General features: G+C 42.9%; 14 protein-coding genes, 4 tRNA genes and 1 pseudogene. 14 read left to right on the top strand and 5 right to left on the bottom strand.

The genetic code is table 11. The features are described from left to right. The 3 genes and pseudogenes from QL919_RS13430 to QL919_RS13420 form a co-directional block, all read left to right on the top strand. Positions 1-100 (top strand): annotated as a pseudogene (locus QL919_RS13430) (IS1 family transposase); the annotation flags it as partial. A gap of 451 nt (positions 101-551) precedes the next feature. After that, entirely contained in the window at positions 552-1,571 is a 1,020-nt protein-coding gene (hemH, locus tag QL919_RS13425) for a ferrochelatase (protein ID WP_290189984.1), read from the top strand. A gap of 216 nt (positions 1,572-1,787) precedes the next feature. After that, positions 1,788-2,627 carry a BPSS1780 family membrane protein gene (locus QL919_RS13420; protein ID WP_290189983.1) on the top strand — a complete coding sequence of 280 codons (840 nt, stop codon included), beginning with the start codon at positions 1,788-1,790 and terminating at the stop codon, positions 2,625-2,627. Positions 2,628-2,729: 102 nt separating this feature from the next. Here the strand turns inward: QL919_RS13420 and QL919_RS13415 are convergent, their stop codons facing one another. Next, positions 2,730-3,047 (bottom strand): hypothetical protein, encoded by a 318-nt coding sequence (locus QL919_RS13415; RefSeq protein ID WP_290189982.1) that lies wholly within the window; start codon positions 3,045-3,047, stop codon positions 2,730-2,732. A gap of 168 nt (positions 3,048-3,215) precedes the next feature. Here QL919_RS13415 and QL919_RS13410 point away from each other — a divergent pair, with 168 nt between their 5' ends. Next, positions 3,216-4,529 carry a right-handed parallel beta-helix repeat-containing protein gene (locus QL919_RS13410; RefSeq protein WP_290189981.1) on the top strand — a complete coding sequence of 438 codons (1,314 nt, stop codon included), beginning with the start codon at positions 3,216-3,218 and terminating at the stop codon, positions 4,527-4,529. 102 nt (positions 4,530-4,631) lie between these two features. Here QL919_RS13410 and QL919_RS13405 read toward each other — a convergent pair whose 3' ends face one another. From QL919_RS13405 to QL919_RS13390, 4 genes are all read right to left on the bottom strand, one after another. After that, complete coding sequence (locus QL919_RS13405) at positions 4,632-5,168, bottom strand: hypothetical protein (RefSeq protein WP_290189980.1); 537 nt, start codon at positions 5,166-5,168, stop codon at positions 4,632-4,634. Positions 5,169-5,482: 314 nt separating this feature from the next. After that, on the bottom strand, positions 5,483-6,727 hold the full coding sequence (locus QL919_RS13400) for a hypothetical protein (protein ID WP_290189979.1): 1,245 nt from the start codon (positions 6,725-6,727) through the stop codon (positions 5,483-5,485). Positions 6,728-7,106: 379 nt separating this feature from the next. Continuing rightward, on the bottom strand, positions 7,107-10,061 hold the full coding sequence (polA, locus tag QL919_RS13395; RefSeq protein WP_290189978.1) for a DNA polymerase I: 2,955 nt from the start codon (positions 10,059-10,061) through the stop codon (positions 7,107-7,109). Between the two features lie 253 nt (positions 10,062-10,314). Continuing rightward, the gene (locus QL919_RS13390) at positions 10,315-10,728 is read right to left on the bottom strand and encodes an organic hydroperoxide resistance protein (protein WP_290189977.1); all 414 of its coding nucleotides are present in this window, start codon (positions 10,726-10,728) and stop codon (positions 10,315-10,317) included. 438 nt (positions 10,729-11,166) lie between these two features. Between QL919_RS13390 and QL919_RS13385 the strand changes: the two genes are divergently transcribed. The 10 genes from QL919_RS13385 to QL919_RS13340 all read left to right on the top strand — a co-directional run. Then, positions 11,167-12,084 (top strand): hypothetical protein, encoded by a 918-nt coding sequence (locus QL919_RS13385; RefSeq protein ID WP_290189976.1) that lies wholly within the window; start codon positions 11,167-11,169, stop codon positions 12,082-12,084. 178 nt (positions 12,085-12,262) lie between these two features. Beyond that, positions 12,263-13,858, top strand: coding sequence for a peptide chain release factor 3 (locus QL919_RS13380; protein WP_290189975.1), 1,596 nt, complete (start codon positions 12,263-12,265; stop codon positions 13,856-13,858). A 452-nt stretch (positions 13,859-14,310) separates the two neighbouring features. Then, on the top strand, positions 14,311-15,165 hold the full coding sequence (locus QL919_RS13375; RefSeq protein ID WP_290189974.1) for an RsiV family protein: 855 nt from the start codon (positions 14,311-14,313) through the stop codon (positions 15,163-15,165). A gap of 177 nt (positions 15,166-15,342) precedes the next feature. Then, a complete protein-coding gene (locus tag QL919_RS13370; protein WP_290189973.1) occupies positions 15,343-16,668 on the top strand; it encodes an FHA domain-containing protein in 1,326 nt (441 codons plus the stop codon). Between the two features lie 278 nt (positions 16,669-16,946). Further along, positions 16,947-18,443, top strand: a complete 1,497-nt coding sequence (trpE, locus tag QL919_RS13365) for an anthranilate synthase component I (protein WP_290189972.1) — start codon at positions 16,947-16,949, stop codon at positions 18,441-18,443. Between the two features lie 181 nt (positions 18,444-18,624). Further along, positions 18,625-18,700: transfer RNA gene (locus QL919_RS13360), tRNA-Thr, on the top strand. A 66-nt stretch (positions 18,701-18,766) separates the two neighbouring features. Beyond that, a tRNA-Tyr gene (locus tag QL919_RS13355) sits at positions 18,767-18,850 on the top strand. Between the two features lie 83 nt (positions 18,851-18,933). Then, positions 18,934-19,007, top strand: a tRNA-Gly gene (locus QL919_RS13350). Positions 19,008-19,111: 104 nt separating this feature from the next. Further along, a tRNA-Thr gene (locus tag QL919_RS13345) sits at positions 19,112-19,186 on the top strand. Between the two features lie 492 nt (positions 19,187-19,678). After that, a partial coding sequence (locus QL919_RS13340; RefSeq protein WP_290189954.1) for a GTP-binding protein occupies positions 19,679-19,892 on the top strand: 214 nt, incomplete at its 3' end.

The raw sequence follows: 19,892 nt of genomic DNA, 5'->3' as shown, positions 1-19,892 counted from the left end.
ACGATCGATTAGAAAGACTTGTTGCTTCTCAAAAAAGCTTGATAATCACTTTAAAGTATTCGATCTGGTGTTCTTTTATGTCAATTATGGCTACGTCTGATGCCAGCATACTTTTTAGAACACCACCTTTTTTTGAAATGGGCTTGCCTATTGTATGGCGATGCGCGTATGAGTACAACCTCGCGCGCCGTCTTTATTTTAAGCGCCAATCAAGTCAGGTATTGAAGCACGTATCAAATTGTATAACGGTTGCCTTTACCATGCGTTTTCCTCTTATAAAATGCTACACTAAAGACGAACATTAGCAGCTATTTTAAACCTTATAATAGCTCGGTCATGAAATTTCCTGCTTGCTAGCTGTATATCTATCTAACATATAGTTAATATACTTTAAAAGTGACATAGCGCTACTGGGATGAATTTTGCGCAGCCTCTGGGAACGCAGCACGCAAGTAAAATTTATACCAGTAGCGCGTCTACATCTATAGCAGTTTTATTTTTAATTGACTATATACTCTCTAGTGACTTAATAACGAAATAAATAATATTCTATGAAACCTAAACTGCCCCCACGTATTGCCGTCCTCTTAGTCAACCTTGGTACGCCTGATGAGCCGACTGCGCCTGCCGTCCGTCGCTATCTCAAACAGTTTTTATCAGACCCACGAGTGATTGAAATTCCTAAATTCTTATGGGCAATTATCCTAAACTTGTTTGTATTGCCAAGTCGTCCTAAACGGGTAGCAAAGGCTTACGCCAGCATTTGGGAAGGCGATTCGCCCATTCGTAAAATTCTAAAGAGTCAGGTTGAACTGTTAGAGCCGCGCTTGGCTGATAGTGTGGCACCATTTCGCGTGTCGGTACATCCTGCGATGAGCTATGGAAATCCTGGGCTACCAGATGTGATGGATACTCTGCGTAGTGAAGGCGTTGATCATTTTGTTATCTTGCCACTATTCCCGCAGTATTCTGCAACGTCAGGTGGGGCGGTATACGATGCACTGACAAAGTGGACGCTGACGCAGCGTAATTTGCCCAACTATACGATTGTCAAAGATTACTTTGCGCATCCCCTGTATATTAAAGCATTGGCTGATTCTATTCGTCGTTTTCAAGCAGAGCATGGCAAACCTGAAAAATTGATGTTTAGCTTTCACGGTATTCCGCAGCCCTATGCTGATAAAGGTGATCCGTATCCGAAGCGCTGTAAGTGTACCGCCGCACAAGTGGCACATGCGCTTGGACTACAAGATGATGAATGGATTATTAGCTTCCAGTCGCGCTTTGGTAAGCAAGAGTGGGTCAAGCCTTATACCGATGTGGTATTAGAGGATTGGGGTAAGTCTGGCGTGCGTTCGGTACAAGTTATCAGCCCTGCATTCTCTGCTGATTGTTTGGAGACGCTAGAAGAGCTCGCAATTGAGAACCGTGATAACTTCCTTAACGCGGGCGGGCAAGAGTATCATTATATTCCAGCGTTGAATCTTGATGAGGCGCATATTGATTTGCTTGAAGCGCTAAGTGCACCATTGGTTAAAGGTTGGGCGGGCACATTGGATGGCTGGGCTTAAAGGGTTGTTTTTAGATAGTAGATTTCAGGTTATACACTTTAGATTATAAATCTTAGGTCATAGACCTTATATCATAAAAGATGCCGGACATAATGTTCGGTATTTTTTTGTCTAAACAGGCTTAACGAGGGCCTCTTTGATGAAATAAAGTTGGGATTTTATAATACTCTGTGTAAAACTATGGGAAAGTTTTTATATTTATCCCTGAGGATTCAGATGTCGCTCTCAAGCAGTTCGCCCCAAAATATCTCACTACAAAAGCCAAGCAACCTGCCGCCAGAGTTACCACCCATAGACGATTATGGTCAACCTTTACCACAGTTATTGATAGAGCCTCGCGCTTGTCAAGCGGGATGGGGCTTGAGTTGGCTCATGAAGGCCTACTTACTATTCAAAGACCAGTTTTTATTGTGGATAGGGATAGGGCTGGTATATTTCATCCTGTTGATATTGGGCAGCATCATCCCCTTTGTCAGCTTCTTTTTCTCTTTTATCACCTTTGTTTTTATTGGTGGCATCGTTATGGGTGCACACGCGCAGGCGATAGGTCGGGAGCTGAGGTTTGATCATCTATTTGCCGCTTTTAGCACTCATCTCTTGCCGTTAGTGATTTTGTTTATGTTGTACTTGGTGGCTATATTTGCAGTCATCATTCCTTTAGGAGTTATTTCTGCTATTTTTATTGGCCTTATAGGTGGTTTTTCTGATATCTCAAGTAACGGTGATATTGGAGGCGGTCTGGCTATCGTGCTATTGCTAATTTTCTTGATTGCGGTTCTAGCGATTATCCCTATTGTTATGACGATATGGTTTGCTCCAGCGTTGGTGGTATTGCATGATATAGAGCCTGTAAAAGCCATGAAAATGAGTTTGAGAGGCTGTATGAAAAATATCGCACCGTTTGTCATATTTGGGCTGATTGGCCCAATAGTGATGATAGTGGTGGCTGTATTTACGCTGGGACTCGGTTTGTTTGCGCTATTACCCATAGGTATGATTACTTATTACACCAGCTACCGCGATGTTTGGACGGATCAGCCATTATCCGTAGAGTAATCACAGATTGATACACTTCTGATAGCTGTCGACTCTTTCGCTGTCCGTAAAAAAGCCCACTGCATATCAATGAGTGGGCTTTTTAGTTATTAAAAAGTTGGTTTAAAAATCATTGTCATTGGTACGTTCGGCGGCATCTCTGTCCGCAATATCAACAATATCAGGATAGTCACTGTCGTCTAAATTGCCTTCAACCAGTAGGTCATCCACTTGCGATTCATCAAGGTTTTGACGATGCATGGGTGTAAGACCTTGGGTCGCATCACTACCTGCTTGCGAGTTATCGAATCCTGCGCTATTGTCGATGACATCATCGTTATCAATCGTGTGCAACATTGGATTGTCTAAGTCGACTTGTTGATTGTCGTTGCCGTCGATACGATCTTGCTCGTCTGGAAGTGGGGTTTTTGAGTTATCCATAAATCATTCCTTTTATATTATTAGTAGTTGATTGTTATTTACATCTTGGATAACAGTGTGCCGCTTTATGATGCATTCTCATAGTAGTATGGTGTCACAGGATGTTCAAAAAATGTAAGACAGACAATCAGAAGCTACTACATAACCATTAAAACAAGTAGCGGTGCTATGCCATTTATCAGAAAATCATTCTTTAGCGCATCTTTGATTGGTCTCATGGCAGGCACAATATCAGGCTTGGCGGCTTGTGATCGCCTGCCCTCTGTCAGTAGCAATTCTAGTACTGACGCTAGCTTTAACGACATTACGTCACAACAGCCAGTGACCGTTGACGCTAAGCTGCCGACAGCTACGACAGTGATTGATTGCGCACAACTGTTACCCAGACAGACGGTTAAGGTAAAAGGTCATAGCGCACTGAGTAAAGACTGTGATTTGAAGGGGCAGTCGATACGCTTTGAGCTCCAAGAGTCACATAGCTCACTGGACTGTCAGGGTGCAGCGCTTAGCACCATGTCTGACGACCAATCAAAGGCCAGTGCAATCATCATCAAGCCTAAAACAGACACCGCTATCGAAGGTATTGCTGTTGCCAATTGTCATGTGGATGGCTATGGTCATGCGCTGCATATTCGCCAATATAGCCAACCAAATCAGCGCTACGCACGTGGTCTTATCGACCCAGCTGCCAATCGCGCCCTTGCCCCCAGAGATATTCGGGTAATGAATGTCAGTAGTCGCAATAGCATTAACAGTGGCATGTTCGTTGGCGATCACGTGCATGGCGTTACTTTTAATAAAGTACACATTCAAAATGCAGGCACCGTAGGATTGTATTTAGAATTTGGTAGTCGCGATAATGTGATTAAGAATTCTGTCTTTGTCGGTAATGGTTTTCGCACTTTTAAGCCCAATCGAGAAGCAATAGCGGTTGACTCCTCAAGCAACAACCGTATTGAGAACAATCAATTTATCCATAACGGTGCGGGCAGTATATTGCTATATCGCAATTGCTTTGAGCATGCGGATGATCCGACACGGGGCAATCATTTTAAGCGTACCGAGTCCAGTCGTGACAATATTATTCGTGGTAATGTTTTTCAAGATGAGCCTGTGGGTATCTGGGTGGCATCAAGGCAGTCGCGCAATTTAAAGGGTTTTGAATGCGGTGCTTATCTGGTGAAGCAAACACTCTTTGCCAACTACCATTTAGACAGCGCTAAAGACAATCAGATTATCAATAATCATTTTCAGCAAGTCGAGCAGGGTATTATCGTTGAGGATGATGGCACGCTGATAACTGGCAATCAATTCGCTGCTGACGTTAACTTACCTATCAATATTGGTTCTGAGGTTCGCGAACAAACAGATGCGGGGGCGATTAAGGGTACGATGATTAGCGGCAACACCTTCACCGATAAAACCATAGAGCAAGCTGTCAAGATTAGAGGCGCAAGCAAAACGGCTACCGAAATTCGATAGCCGTTAGTATCATTAGCATGGAGGTTATATGAATTTAAAATCAGCTTATGTATTGGTACATCGTTCACCGGTAGTGTTGATTACTCTATAAAATCTAAATTGTTACTGTGACACTGTCTGATAGTCTAGCTTGTTGGCGCGCTTTGCTTGGAAGTTATAATCATGTAAGTCAAGTCGCCACAAATATATCAACGCAATAGCATAAACAGCGGTCTCTGATAACTCTTCCACTATAACGCCCCAAGCCTCAGGTATGAGGATGGCGTTTTCGCCCATGTACTCAAACAATACTAAAGCAACCACAGCAAGGTATAGCGAGACAGGCACACTTTTTAATAGTGACCACAGATAACGCCAAGAGTATACCAATAGACTGACTATCATAAGATAGACGAGGGTTAGGACGGCATCCTCCCACCAGTCATACGAATGATTGAACAGTAAAAAATTACTCGGAACCAATAAGTCTGGGAGATAGTTAAGCTCACGGCGAATGACTGCAAAAAACACCAGCACCGCTGCCAACCAAAAGGCTTTAATGTGCTTGATATGGCTGCGCAAAACATACTGCAAACAACGCAGCAAGCAGGCGAATAATAAAATAATACCGGGGGCTTCGATGATGCCATCTGGACTCAAAATAAGGCTCCAATTTTTAAAATAAAAAAGTGAGCACTAAGGCTCACCTCAAACTGATAATCATGTGATAAATAAATTTGATAGCACTATTATAACGCTAATTTGACTGATATATGATTATTAATAAACACTAATCAGTCATAACTCATTGTTAACATTAATAATATACTAAGTTTAGTAGCGGTGATTAATACGGTTAGCACTGCAGTTAAATATCCAATATGCCTGTAAGGTGTACCGTACGCAGTATCCGAAAACTCAACCATTCAGTGCGTTTAGGAGTTTCTACATTCAACAGCTAATGCTGTCAAACGCTAAAACATGGCTTCCATACGTAATAAGGCAGAAGGGTAATGGTCTTTATCCTCAGTTTTATCGTTATAGTAATTCAGCTCTGTTTGTACATAGAGCCACTCACGCCAAATTGGCTGTCGGTAGCTGATAGCAGGACCATAGCTGTTTAAAGTCGACTTATCATCGTCAAAATAACCACTGGTAGAGATGCCATAGGCCAACTGCTTTTCATCGCCTAAATAGTGCACTTGTCTGAGGTCATTGGCCCAGTCAGTGCTTTCAGTCTCGTCTCGATTGCGATAGCGAATAGTGGTACGATTATTGATAAATCGGTTGTCATCGGAGCCGTATTTTAGGGTAAGACCTCCTCTGACATAGTGTTCGCTATCGAGACCATAGCGGTAGAAGTTATCGTTGCTGATAGTCAGCTTATCACTCTCATATAAGTTTTTATCCACGCTCACTTTGACATAAATATCGTCTATAGAACGAACACCAAGATCTACATCTGTTTTGACACCCAACTGCTCCTCGATTTCATCGTTGAAGCGTGACCAACGCAGAGCAATGGAGGTATTGTCCTCCCTTGTCTTTCTGCTATTGATAAGTCTGTCTTGATTGCTCTGGTAAGTCTCTCCTGTGGCGCTTTGCTTGAGAAAAGTATCTTCTTCCAAATCTTCATCACCGATAATCAAGCTGAGTCTTCTCTCTAACACCGGCAATCGTAAACGCCCACGAATTCTCGGCTCAACGCTCACATCACTGCCTGCTTTTGGGTCATTAGCCCAGCGCGTATCCAAGACCAGTCGTAAACTGGCAGTGGCAGGCTCTTTTGGATCAGGCTCACCAAACCAATCATCCATATGATGAGCCCATTCGTTTAATTGCTCTTTAGCGTCTTGCCGCTTTTCGTCTGCCCAGCCCCATTCTGCATAAGATGATTGCGTGTGCTGGGCAGCAGGTTGGTAGGTAGCTGAATTAAGGGTATTGTCAGTAGTTTGATAGCCAAGCTGACCGAGCGTTTTATCATGACTAATTGAATTGCGCTCATCAAGTTGTACAGCAGGCGTGATATTATTTTTAGTAGTCTCAGTATTTTTATTAATTGCTATGTTTTCTAAAGTCTCTGTGTTTTTTAAAGTCAGGGCATTGGTCTTTAATTCTGATGACGTAGTGGCGATAGTGTTAGCTATTGCTGGCGTGCATAGGCTTAGACTAATCATTATATAAAAGGTAGTGGTATTGAGCTTAAATGAAGTGGTCATGGAGCGTTTCAGTTTAATCTATTGGTCACGGGAAATAATGGAAGGAGTATGCCATATATTGCTAGGAATTTGAGAATTGATACATTACTTATTGAGAATAGGATTCGTTTTTTAAGGTGTGCCCTCAATTCAATCAATGGGTATCTATAGTCAGAATACCCTAAAAACGCTACGGTATTGCTGATATCAATTTTTTGTAGCCTCTGTCTGCGCAGGCACAGCAAGCAAGAAAAACTGATATCAGCAGCACGTAATGTATCGATATTACTTTTCACTAACTATAAATGTGCTAAACAGTTTTTTCGATAAGGAAAAGGCCAAGCGTTCAGCCTAGCCTTTTTGTCAAAGGGTATATGAAGGATAGTATGTGTTCTCGTGGTTAATGCGCTTCATCCCAGTTCTGACCATTATCAGTCTCAACCAGTAACGGTACAGCAAAATCCACCTTCCAACCTTTTTCAACAGCAGTGGTCGTTAAGACGTCTTGCATGGCATCAGTGATGAGTTGGCTAATTTCATCGACCTTATCGCTGTCGACTTCAAATACCAATTCATCATGAACCTGTAATAGCATTTTGGCTTGCGCTTTTGGCAATACTTTATCAACGGCAATCATCGCAAGTTTGATGAGGTCAGCAGCTGAGCCTTGTAGTGGCGCGTTAATCGCCGCACGTTCAGCACCTTGTTTGACCATGCGATTGCTATGGCTGATATCGGGTGTATAAAGCTTACGGCCCAATATGGTTTCGACATAGCCTTTGTCATGGGCGCTGGCACGAGTATTGATCATATAGTCTTTGACACCCGGATAGCGCTTAAAGTACATATCGATATAATCTTGTGCCTCACTGCGGCTCATCTGTAGTTGCTTGGCAAGGCCAAAAGCGCTCATGCCATAGAGTAGGCCAAAGTTAATGGCTTTCGCATTACGACGCTCGGTCGAGGTGACATCAGTAACCTCTTTGCCGAGCACTTCAGCTGCGGTGGCCGCGTGAATATCTAATCCTTCGTTAAAGGCATGAGTCAGGTTTTTATCGCCCGAGAAATGCGCCATGAGACGTAGCTCAATTTGTGAATAATCCGCCGCCAAAATAACGCGACCTTCTGGCGCGATAAAGGCTTGACGAATCAAACGGCCAGTGGCAGTACGAATCGGAATATTCTGTAAGTTGGGATCAGTGGATGACAGACGACCGGTACTGGTCAGTGCTTGATGGTAGCTGGTATGCACGCGGTCAGTCTCCGCATCTGCAACATTATCAAGCGCATCGGTATAAGTGCTTTTGAGCTTAGACAGACCGCGATATTCAAGGACAATTTCTACCAATGGGTGCTCGATTTTTGATAATACCGCTTCACCCGTAGAGTATTGCCCTGACTTGGTTTTTTTACCACCAGGCACGCCAAGCTTATCAAACAGCATCTCACCAAGCTGCTTTGGTGAGCCGAGATTAAACTCTTCTCCAGCGAGTTCATAAGCACGCTTTTCAAGCGCAATAATTTCTTCATCAAAACGTTTTGATAGCTCATTTAAAAATGGACGCTTAATTAAAATACCATTTGATTCCATCTGGCAGAGTATTTCAGCAGTTGGAATCTCTAGCTCATGCAGCAGTTTGGCATTATTTCCGTCATCAGAAAGTTTCTTATTAAAGACATCAAACAGCTGATAAGTAATATCAGCATCTTCACAAGCATAGTCACTGGCAATATCAATGGCCACTTGATCAAAGCTAACTTGTTTAGCGCCTTTACCAGCGACATCCTCGAAACTGATAGTCTGTGTTTGTAAATAATGCCGCGCCAAATCATCCATACCATGACGAGTGATGGCGGCATTGATGACGTAGCTGGCAAGCATGGTATCCATCGCCCAGTTATTAGGGCTGGCATGAATGCTGCCTACTAAATCAATATTATAATGACTGAGAATATGGGCGTCATATTTGAGATGTTGACCGATTTTACCGATGTTTGGATTTTCTAAGATAGGTTTGAGCTTTGCTAATACCGTATCGCAATCAAGCTGCTTTGCCGTTAGCTTATCAGCTTCTAAGCGATGCGTGAGCGGTACATAATAGGCTTCGTGCGCTTTTACCGCAAAAGACAAACCAACCAACTCAGCCTGACGCCAATAAACACTGGTCGTTTCGGTATCGATAACAAAATGCGGTGCGTCTGCTAATAGCTTAACCAAGCTATCAAAGGCAGGCTCATCTAAAATCGTATGCCACGCTCTATCATGACTTTTACTATCGGTGATATTGTCGATGGTGCTTGACTGTAAGGATTTAGCGATTTGTGCTTGTGATTCAGCATCCGCCTGACTATTGGCGACACTTTGCGAACCATTGGCTGGGTGATTGGGGTGATCCAGTGAGGCCAACTCATTTCTAAATTCAAGCTCAGTATATAGCGCGCGTAGCTCATCGATATGCGCGCAAGGGTCGGTATTGATTTTTAAATCTTGCCAGTCTTGCCCAATTTCTAAATCAGTAACAATAGTTGCTAGCTGCGCATTCATAGGGATATCATCAGCGTATTCCACCAGATTTTTGCCCGCACGCCCTTTGATATCAGCGACGTTTTTGAGCATGTTGTCGATACTGCCATACTCATTAAGCAAATCTTTGGCAGTCTTTTTACCGATGCCAGGTACGCCTTTGATGCCGTCAGAGGAATCACCCATGAGGGTCAGAAAATCAATCATCTGCTCAGGATTAATACCGAATTTTTCGACCACGCCTGCGCTATCGGTAATTTTACCGGTAAAGCTGTCTTCTAATATCACGCAGTCATTAATCAGCTGCATCATATCTTTATCACCCGTGGAGATGACCACGTGATGACCTTCAGCGACGGCACGATAAGCGAGGGTACCGATGATATCATCGGCTTCTGCGCCTTCGATACGGAGTAAGGGGATTCCTAGAGCGGCAACTAAGCTATGGATATACGGAATCTGCTCAGCGAGCTCCACATCCATTTTTGGACGGTTGGCTTTGTATTCCTCTGACATCGCGTGACGAAAGGTCGGTGATTTGGTATCAAAGCAGACCGCCATATGGGTTGGGTGATAGCGGCGCATTAATTTCAATAGCGCATTCAACGTTCCACGTATGGCGTTGGTTGTCAGACCTTGAGAGTTTTGCATGGTCTTTGGCAAGGCATGATAAGTGCGAAACAGATAGTAAGAGCCATCGACCAAGATAAAGGGCGGTTGGTCTTTGTCCACATGACTGGTATCCATCGTCGCCACATTTGGCATGGAGGCAAAGTTCGGTAGCGTATTGGGATTAATGGGCGAATGGGAGTTGTGATCGTTGTCAGTCATAGAAAGTCACTTATCAAGTATTGAGCAGCAAGTATGAGGTAAAAAATTGGATAAAAAGATACCGTCATTATAACGATAAAAACCCTTCTTGCCGAATTGATGGCAAACTAATAAATGCATGATGAAATAACAAAGGGTCACAATGTTGACGAGCCAAAATTGTGTACGAACCAAAACGCTAGCCAATAAAAAAGAACTCAGACCAGCTGAGTTCTTTTTTATCGATTGAAACTGTCATTATTGACTTACCTGTTTACTGTACTTCTGAAGTCACTTCAACATCGATATTACCACTTGTCGCTTTTGAGTAAGGGCAAACTTGGTGCGCCTTTTCAACCAGTTTTTGGAACTCATCAGCAGACAACTCTGTGTTTTTGCCAATCACATGAATTTTTGCCGCCAGCTTATAATCATGTCCTTCGCCCTGCATTAGGTCTACTTCTACTTCAGTCGTTGAGTCGAATTTGGCTTTTTCCATTTGTTTGACCGCACCTAGTGCACTATCAAAACAGGCACTATAACCCATCGCAAATAGTTGTTCTGGATTGTTGCCTTCTTTGCCAGAACCTGGTGGCACCATATTGATGCTAAGGTCGCTATCAGCTAAGCTCGCTGAACCTGCACGGCCACCAGTAGTAGTACCTTTAGTAGAGTATAAAGTTTTCATAACATATCCTTTGTCATTGATTTTTGTAGTAAGTGATAAATAAATTTAGTTAAGTATCAATTTATAATGATAGATTTTAATAGCAACGCTATTGTTTACTCTCACGCGTGTAATCTCATATACTTTTTAAGCTATATTCTATGATAGCAATCTACTCGCTTAGCGCAATGGGGTAGTGGTAAACATATATGACAAGTTTGTAAATGTATAAGGGTACAGTCTTTGAAGGCTGAAATCTGATAGGTTTGGTTTAAAAGCTCAGGTTTTAAAATACTGCTATCACCTCAGTCCGAGGACGAGTCACCTTGATATATGAATAATGAATGTATTAATGTAAACTAACCTTATAATTGGTTTAATGTTCAACAGACCTTAATAAATAGTCATATTAAGTCATCAGCATAGATGATAAAACGCTCACCATGAGGACATTACTTGATGAATGGTTCAATGAATAAATTGCTTGCGATACCTGCTATTGTTTCTCTAACGACTTTGGCCCTGATTGGCTGTGAAGAAGAGGATGGCGTCTATGGTTCAGGGAGTAGTAGCAAGATTACATTGACCACTTTTGCTAATAGCTATGACAGTCAAGCCAGCGCTAGTGCCACTGCTCGTATCGATGAGACCTACCGTACGGGTGAGCGTGAGATTAGAACCAGAAATATCGTCAATAATTATAGCAATCAAAGCCTCAATACGTTGGACAGAACAGTATTGGCAGATAACTTTGAAGGTCAACTTGAGAATAAGGATATCGAGGTGGATGGTCGCACCGTGAAACGCCCCATTTATGAAAAAAACAGCAATAATAAACTTAATTACGAAACCACTTATATAAAGCGTAATTTATCAGGACTGCGCGCCAATAGTTATGAGGCTGGCACCAATATAGCGAACAGTCGCGGTATCATCACTGACTTAAATAATTATCCTAATATTCCGAGCACTGCAGAGTTCCCAATAGGCTCTGTTTGCTATATACCAGTCGTTAAAAGTGACCGCTCATTTTTAGCCTTTAATGACAAGAATAAAACTGGCTATTCATCACTCAATAAATGGATTGATGCGGCCGAAGCGCGATTTAATGATGATAGAGGTTATAGCACCTCCGAGTTTGGTGTTGGCGCTGGTAACAGACAAAAAGCTGCGCAAGTGACGTTCTTTGAATATAGAAATCAGCCTGCGTATCAATATAATGGGGTAGAGTACGACGATGACATCTACGAAGCCAACTATGTAGGTAAAGGCGTCACCAATCCGAATACTGACTCTTTACGTGGCGTGGTTGATTGTACGATAGTCAATGATGTGGCGGCTGACTTTTTAGAGAGAGAAATTAAGCGCTATTACTAGCATTGGCTAAAAATGCCGTTACCTCAAAAACAGTCAACACTCTCTATTGGACCAAATAGCGAGTGTTTTTTTATGCGCTAATTCTGCACCCTGACGCTAAATCCGTTACAATACGCCCATAATTTATACTATTTATTTAGATTGATTTCTAAAATACCCAACGTTGAAGCCGAAAACTATGAGCGTAGATCCAAAAAAATTAAACAAAGAAGTTGCCAAGCGCCGCACCTTTGCCATCATCTCGCATCCGGATGCTGGTAAGACCACTATGACCGAAAAGCTATTGCTATGGGGTCAAGCGATTCAGGTAGTTGGTGAAGTGAAAGGCCGAAAAACCGACCGCCATGCGACATCTGATTGGATGAGCATGGAGCAAGAACGTGGTATTTCTATCACCACTTCGGTCATGCAGTTTCCTTACAAAGACCATATGGTCAATCTGCTAGATACCCCAGGTCACGCCGACTTCAGTGAAGATACTTATCGTACCTTGACCGCTGTAGACAGTGCGCTGATGATGGTCGATGGCGCTAAAGGTGTCGAAGAACGTACCATCAAATTGATGGAAGTCTGCCGGATGCGCGACACGCCCATCATCTCGTTTGTCAACAAACTTGACCGCCAGATTCGTGAGCCACTTGAACTGCTAAGTGAGATTGAGGCAGTTCTGAAGATTAAATGTATTCCAGTCACTTGGCCTATCGGTATGGGGCAGGATTTCGTTGGCGTTTATCATCTAACCGAAAACAAAACCTATCTATACGAAAAAGGTCACGGCGGTGATATGACCGTCGCTGAAACTCGTGAAGGGTATGATTATCCTGATATCCGTGAGCGTTTGGGTAAGCTAATGTTCGACTCTTTTGAAGAGTCGCTTGAGCTAGTACAAATGGCGCTAGAAGAGTTCAGTGTAGAAGAGTTTTTAGCGGGCGAGATGACGCCAGTATTATTTGGTACCGCACTGGGTAACTTTGGCGTCAACATGGTGCTGGATACTTTGGTCAAATATGCGCCACCACCCAAAGCTCATCCTACTACTGAACGTGAAGTGGCAGCGACCGAAACGTCTTTTAGTGGTTTTGTCTTTAAAATTCAGGCAAATATGGATCCGCGTCACCGTGACCGCATTGCTTTCTTACGTGTCTGCTCAGGTAAGTATGAGAAAGGCATGAAGATGAAGCATGTGCGCTTGGGTAAGGACGTGCGTATTGCTGATGCGTTGACCTTTTTGGCCGGTGACCGTGAGGCGTTAGAAGAAGCCTATCCTGGTGACATTATCGGTCTTCATAACCACGGTACTATCTCAATCGGTGATAGCTTCACCGAAGGCGAGGAGCTGAACTTTACTGGTATCCCACATTTTGCCCCTGAATTGTTCCGCCGAGTGGTACTCAAAGATCCACTCAAATCCAAAGCTTTACAGAAAGGTCTGCAGCAGCTTTCGGAAGAGGGTGCAACACAGGTCTTTATGCCGCAGATTAATAACGACTTAATCTTGGGCGCGGTCGGTGTGCTACAGTTTGAAGTGGTCGCGCATCGTCTAAAAGAAGAGTATAAAGTGCAATGTATCTTTGAGCCGGTATCTATCGCCACCGTACGCTGGATTCATTGCGATGATGAAGTGGCACTGGCTAAATTTAAACGCAAAGCACATGACCAGCTATCACTAGATGGCGGTGGTTATTTGACGTATTTGGCACCATCACGTGTGAATTTACAGCTGATGCAAGACCGTTATCCGGAAGTCACCTTTAGCAATACACGCGAGCACTAAGACTGCTAAATATAGTAACTTATCAATCAATATAAAAATCAACATAGACAAAAAAGGCACGACTATCGTGCCTTTTTTAGTTTTTAATCTTAGCTAATACTAAGTCCTTGTTTATGGTTGGTCACTAACTTACTTACCTGTCTAGCGCGTGTAATAGACTACCCTAACTATAGTTGATTCAATGTAGAAAAGTCACAAGGCAGCTGATTGCAGATGTATGTGTAATACTTCAAGCGAGGTTAACGATGTGGCTCTTTTATAGTGTATTGACTATATCAATATAATGAGCAGTTTTTATTATGTATTAGGACTTAAAAACATAAACAGTGTTCCTACAATACGTCGCAATTGTTACGGTAGAATATTATTAGATATTCTGTGCTTAATTAACAAGGCAGCTGTTCTTAGAGAGCCTGTTGATAGAAAGGCTGTATTGATTATAAAGAGGCTATATGAAATCTGCGCATCACTCTCATACGATAACGTCAAAACTAACGCAACGACTGTGGTCGCAGGCGAGTTATGCACGCCTACTCAGTATACTAGGTAGCGTTATGGTGTTGACTGCAGCAAGTATGTCAGCCAATGCGACTAGCCTCATCAATGATACTGAGTATCTCGACTATCAGCCACCAAATAATATACAAGAAACATGTAACGCGCGTGACAACTGCCCACAGATTGAGATTAAATATTTAAACAGCAATCACGACTGGATAAATAACATTGTTAATGCGCGTATTGATCATCTAATCATAAATAGTAAGCCGACTGAGTCCGTATCCATCGATGTTAAAGCCTCTCAGGCAGATGCGAAAATGGCAATTGATGACTTCGTCAGCTCACAATTCAACGACTTGCCCGAAGACAGCGTGTTTGTTTATAGTCTGATGGTAACGCCTGATTATATCGGTCATGTGCAAGACTTCGAGTTATTTGAAATAAGCGCTTATGTATTTACGGGCGGTGCTCATGGCATGCCTTATAGCGAGTATTTAATATTCGACCAGACCACTAAAGCACAGGTAAAGCTAGCGGATATATTAAAGAATGGTCAAGAAAAACGTTTTGAGGCATTGGCCTATGATGCTTATAAGGTATGGGTAAAATCCGTTAGTGATGACGTCAATAGCTATGAAGAGAGCTGGCCATTTACCTTAAGCGATAATATCACCTTGACTGATAAGGGCGTCGATATTCGTTATCAGCATTATTCTATCGGCCCTTATGCTTATGGTATGCCAGTGTTGAGCATTCCCTATAACAAACTGAATGGCGTTATAAAGCCGCGTTATAGTGCAAAATAGTGCTCATTTAAATATCAGTGGCTTGATAACCATAACTAAAATAAACGTACTCAAATAACGATAATTTAAGCAACCATCACTTAAGCAAAGACGATTATCAACTCAACAGACCCCAAGTAATCGATAAAATATTTTTAGAACTATTTGACATTTAATAAGAAAATAAGGAGTCACCGCATGACGAACAATACAGACAATACCAATGCCGCCGCAGAGACAGTCACTTGGCAGCTCAACGCGCTAACAGAGGCGTTGGGTGATTTAACATTGACGGTTAGCGACAGCTTGTCTGTCGGACGTGGTAGTGACAACGATGTGGTACTGGGCAGCAAACAAGTATCGCGCAATCATGCCGTGCTCAGTGTGTTGGATGGTCAGTTATACGTGAAAGACTTGGTGTCTTCAAACGGTACTTTTGTTAATGAGCAGCGTTTAGAAAGTAACACCTCAACGCCTTTACAAGCTGATGATACCATTGGTTTTGCTAGCTTTAGTTTTCAGGTCAATGCCCCTACGTCAGCAGCTACGCCAACAACTGAGAGTCTGCAGTCAGCGCCAGTGATGACAGGAGATACGCCTGCTACGACGAGTACAGATAATGGTGTGATGGCTGAAGAGCCAGTCGTAAAAGAAACAGGTATCGAAGACATGCTTCCTGCGACAGCAGCAAGTGTCGATAGTGTCGATGCCGTACCTGTAGAGTCTGCATCAGAGCCATTAGTAGAATCAGAAAGTGAGGCAACTACTGATATTAATACAAACAATCAAGCGGTTGTTGAAGAGGCAGTCGTTCAAGAACCAGTCATTGAGGAGTCAACTATTGATGAACCAGCTATTAATGAACAGGCTGTTAGCGAGTCAGTTGTAAAGCAAACAGGTATTGAGGAGTTATTGCCTAGCACAGGCAATGTTGAGCCAGTAACAACGGATTCAGTGGTAGGTTCAGCACCAGTGACCAATACGACCATGGCTGACGAAGTAGCCAATCAAGAGTCTGTTACTGAAGAGGCGTTTGCTCAAGAGTCAATTATCCAAAATTCTGTTATTGAAGAGCCTGTGGTAAAAGAAACAGGCATTGATGAGGTGTTATCAGCTACCGATACAGTAGAGTCTACCCCCGTTGCGGCTACACCGGCAGCATCGGTGCACAATGAGCCATTAGTAGAGCAGCCAGTTGTCCATCAAGAGCCAGTCGTACGTGAAGAGCCTGCTACTAAGCCTGAGCACGACAAAACAACCAAGACCGCGCTACAAGAAGAAGCTGACCCTGATGTGTTGCGTGCCAAGCAGGCGGCGACAGCACAGTTTTCAGGCACGGCAAATCTTGGTCAGCCTCGTGACCTTGGTACAGAGGGTAATAATGCGATGGATCAGGCCATTAATAACCCAGCCAACGCAGGGCATATAGAGAAAAAACCTAGCGGTGGTTGGTTTATATGGGTATTTATCGCCATTCTAATTATCGGATTGGCACTATGGCTATTTAATATGGGCGGCGTATAATTGACGCATTTAAACGACGATGGCACGCATCTAGCCACTGATTAATGAGTCCGTTTGTATGACAGCAAATTAATGTTAGAGAGCTTTGATATTAGCCTTTGAACATTGCCGCCTAGTCAGTAGTCAAATATTAGCTGGCTAAGAACATTGCTACTTACAATACGTCATTTTATAGCGTCAACATTCGATAGAGTGTTGACGCTATATTGCATTTATATGCTTATTATCATTTTTACTGTTCTTATCTTTTGCCAATATTTTGCTAAGAGAGCTTCACTATGATGACTTTTGAAGAATACCAAGCTTTTAAAGAGCGTGGTTTTAGCCATGCACCCTTAATCAAAAAACGCCTCATGGATGCACAGACACCGGTCTCTGTGTTTTCTAAAGTACGTGACTTAAGTGGTTCGGCGTATCTATTTGAGTCTGTAGTAGGCGGTGAGCGTTGGGCACGATATTCGATGATTGGCTTGGGTAGTGATTTAATTTTGCAATATGCAAACGGAAATATGACCATCAAAAAAACCGACCATATCGATGTCGAGGTGGTCGAGGATCCGTTTGACTATATTCGCAAGCTGATGGCGCAGTATAAGATGCCAACGGTAGAAGATGTCGCTGCGTTACCGAGCTTTAGCGGTGGGTTAGTAGGTTACTTTGGTTATGATATGGTGCGGGTCATTGAGCCGAGTGTGGGCTTGTCCGATGCACCCAACCCCATGACCATGCCAGATATGTGGCTGATGTTATCAATGAGCGTCATCGTCTTCGATACTCTAGAGAACACGCTGTCAATTATTGTCTATGCTGATTGCAATAATGAGGATGGTTACAGCAATGCCATTCGTGAACTAGAAAAAATAGAAGACAAACTGGCAGAAATGCCAAATTTGACTGCACCAGTGATGCCGACACCAAAGTTCGTCTCACAAACAGGTGCAGATAAATACTGCAACGACGTCAATAAAATAAAAGACTACATCCTAGCAGGGGATGTCATGCAAGTGGTTCCTGCTCAGCGCCTGACTGCTGATTATAAGGGCAATTCACTTGCTGTATACAGAGCACTGCGGTTTTTGAATCCTTCGCCTTATTTATTCCTTGTACATGGTTACACCCTCGATGATCACAAGCGTTTTGATATCATCGGTGCATCGCCTGAGATATTATCGCGTATCGAAAATGGCAAGGTAACCGTACGCCCGCTAGCAGGCACACGTAAGCGTGGACGTAATGAAGCAGAGGACTTAGCGCTTGAGAAAGAGCTACTAAGTGATAAAAAAGAAATCGCTGAGCATCTGATGCTGATTGATTTAGGACGCAATGATATTGGCCGTGTTTGTGAGTATGGCAGCGTCAAAGTCACCGAAAAGATGTTTATAGAGCGTTATTCACAAGTGATGCATATTGCTTCTAACGTTGAAGGGACAATGTTGTCTGATAAGGATGCCCTCGATGTCTTTTGCGCAACCTTTCCCGCAGGTACGTTGTCAGGGGCGCCCAAAATACGTGCCATGCAAATTATAGATGAGATAGAGCCAGTACGCCGTACCGTATTTGGTGGCGCGGTAGGTTATTTAGGCTGGCATGGTAATATGGATACCGCCATTGCCATTCGTACTGCGGTAATGCGCCGCGGCAAAATACATATCCAAGCAGGTGCTGGTGTCGTCGCGGACTCTATCCCAGAGGCGGAGTGGGATGAAACCAACAAAAAAGTCTTGGCATTGGTTAAAGCGGTAAAAATGGCCTGTAATGGCTTGCGTATTCGTTAAACAGTGCCACAAAAAAGTACCATCAGTAATTCCAGTGCTAAAAACCATTATAGTTGTAATAAAAAAACAGCAACATAATCAAGTGCTTGAAGATTGATATTAAATTAATTGCAAAAAAAATGAAAAAGGGCTTGCGCATCTCAAAATATTTGATAGAATAGCCACCACTTTGAGAGAACAAGCCGACTTAGCTCAGTTGGTAGAGCAACTGACTTGTAATCAGTAGGTCGCCAGTTCGATCCCGGCAGTCGGCACCATCTCTTTCAAAGTAGCTTTTTATGAATTTGTCTTAGATTAAGTCATCTTTGTTCAAAGCAACCTAAGGTGGGATTGGGGAGCGGTCAAACCCAACAGACTGTAAATCTGTCGCGAAAGCTTCGAAGGTTCGAATCCTTCTCCCACCACCATATTTTCTAAGTTTGTCATAGCGCCAAGCATACTCTGTATCCCTAGCGACTCTCGATTAGAGTCACTGAGAATAAGAGTAATTGCGGGTGTGGTATAATGGTAACACCTTAGCCTTCCAAGCTAATGACGCGGGTTCGATTCCCGCCACCCGCTCCATTTATACACCATCGCAAAGACTATCAATAATTCATCACGACAGTCAGTTATTATTGCTGTATCGTGATATTTTTTTTAGTGCAACCAGTGGTTGACTAGAATACGCTCATATAGCTCAGCGGTAGAGCACTCCCTTGGTAAGGGAGAGGTCTTGAGTTCAATTCTCAATATGAGCTCCATTTATTGTTTATGCCTTTTGTGTTTGCTTCGCTGCTTTAATACACAGCTTTACGTCGATATCGAAATTATAGAATATTGAAAACTATAAAATTAGTGTGGCAAGTTATAATTCAAAGGTGACACTGAGGTGTTGCCTTTTAGTGCTGTCAATTTATTAAGATTGCATCTCATTAGTAATAAAGCTGTTTTTTAATCAACAGGCTTTATGTATTAATAGAAAAAGTCAATAGAAAGATAAGGTTACGCAACAGCTATACTGTCATATCCTATACGATGTTCAATAGATTGAAAAGCACGTATAATGCCTTCATCTATATGCATAGTACTAAAGCATATAAGCAGTACAAGTGACACCACTGTTTTATTAAAAAGTCATAGTAGTTAAGCCATAGCGTCAACGGTTTGATGGTTTTATATGCATCATGAGCCGTCAAACAGCTATTCACTGATCTTTGATTTATAAAGATTCACCAAAAAAAGAGGAATTACCCATGGCAAAGGCCAAGTTTGAACGCAGCAAGCCACACGTTAACGTCGGCACCATCGGACACGTTGACCACGGTAAAACAACCCTAACCGCCGCTATCGCAACCGTAGCAGCAATCACCTCTGGTGGCGAAGCCAAAGACTACGCGTCAATTGACTCAGCCCCAGAAGAAAAAGCACGTGGCATCACCATCAACACCTCACACGTAGAATATGACA

The organism is Psychrobacter sp. APC 3426, from assembly GCF_030408035.1.
Lineage (GTDB): Bacteria > Pseudomonadota > Gammaproteobacteria > Pseudomonadales > Moraxellaceae > Psychrobacter.
The sequence above is the reverse complement of the archived record's forward strand: the minus strand, read 5'-3'. Positions and strand labels throughout refer to the sequence as shown.

Coding starts and splice junctions, on each gene's coding strand:
- hemH (WP_290189984.1), top strand. CDS start 552: ATGAAACCTAAACTGCCCCCACGTATTGCCGTCCTCTTAGTCAACCTT.
- QL919_RS13420 (WP_290189983.1), top strand. CDS start 1,788: ATGTCGCTCTCAAGCAGTTCGCCCCAAAATATCTCACTACAAAAGCCA.
- QL919_RS13415 (WP_290189982.1), bottom strand. CDS start 3,047: ATGGATAACTCAAAAACCCCACTTCCAGACGAGCAAGATCGTATCGAC.
- QL919_RS13410 (WP_290189981.1), top strand. CDS start 3,216: ATGCCATTTATCAGAAAATCATTCTTTAGCGCATCTTTGATTGGTCTC.
- QL919_RS13400 (WP_290189979.1), bottom strand. CDS start 6,727: ATGACCACTTCATTTAAGCTCAATACCACTACCTTTTATATAATGATT.
- polA (WP_290189978.1), bottom strand. CDS start 10,061: ATGACTGACAACGATCACAACTCCCATTCGCCCATTAATCCCAATACG.
- QL919_RS13390 (WP_290189977.1), bottom strand. CDS start 10,728: ATGAAAACTTTATACTCTACTAAAGGTACTACTACTGGTGGCCGTGCA.
- QL919_RS13385 (WP_290189976.1), top strand. CDS start 11,167: ATGAATGGTTCAATGAATAAATTGCTTGCGATACCTGCTATTGTTTCT.
- QL919_RS13380 (WP_290189975.1), top strand. CDS start 12,263: ATGAGCGTAGATCCAAAAAAATTAAACAAAGAAGTTGCCAAGCGCCGC.
- QL919_RS13375 (WP_290189974.1), top strand. CDS start 14,311: ATGAAATCTGCGCATCACTCTCATACGATAACGTCAAAACTAACGCAA.
- QL919_RS13370 (WP_290189973.1), top strand. CDS start 15,343: ATGACGAACAATACAGACAATACCAATGCCGCCGCAGAGACAGTCACT.
- trpE (WP_290189972.1), top strand. CDS start 16,947: ATGATGACTTTTGAAGAATACCAAGCTTTTAAAGAGCGTGGTTTTAGC.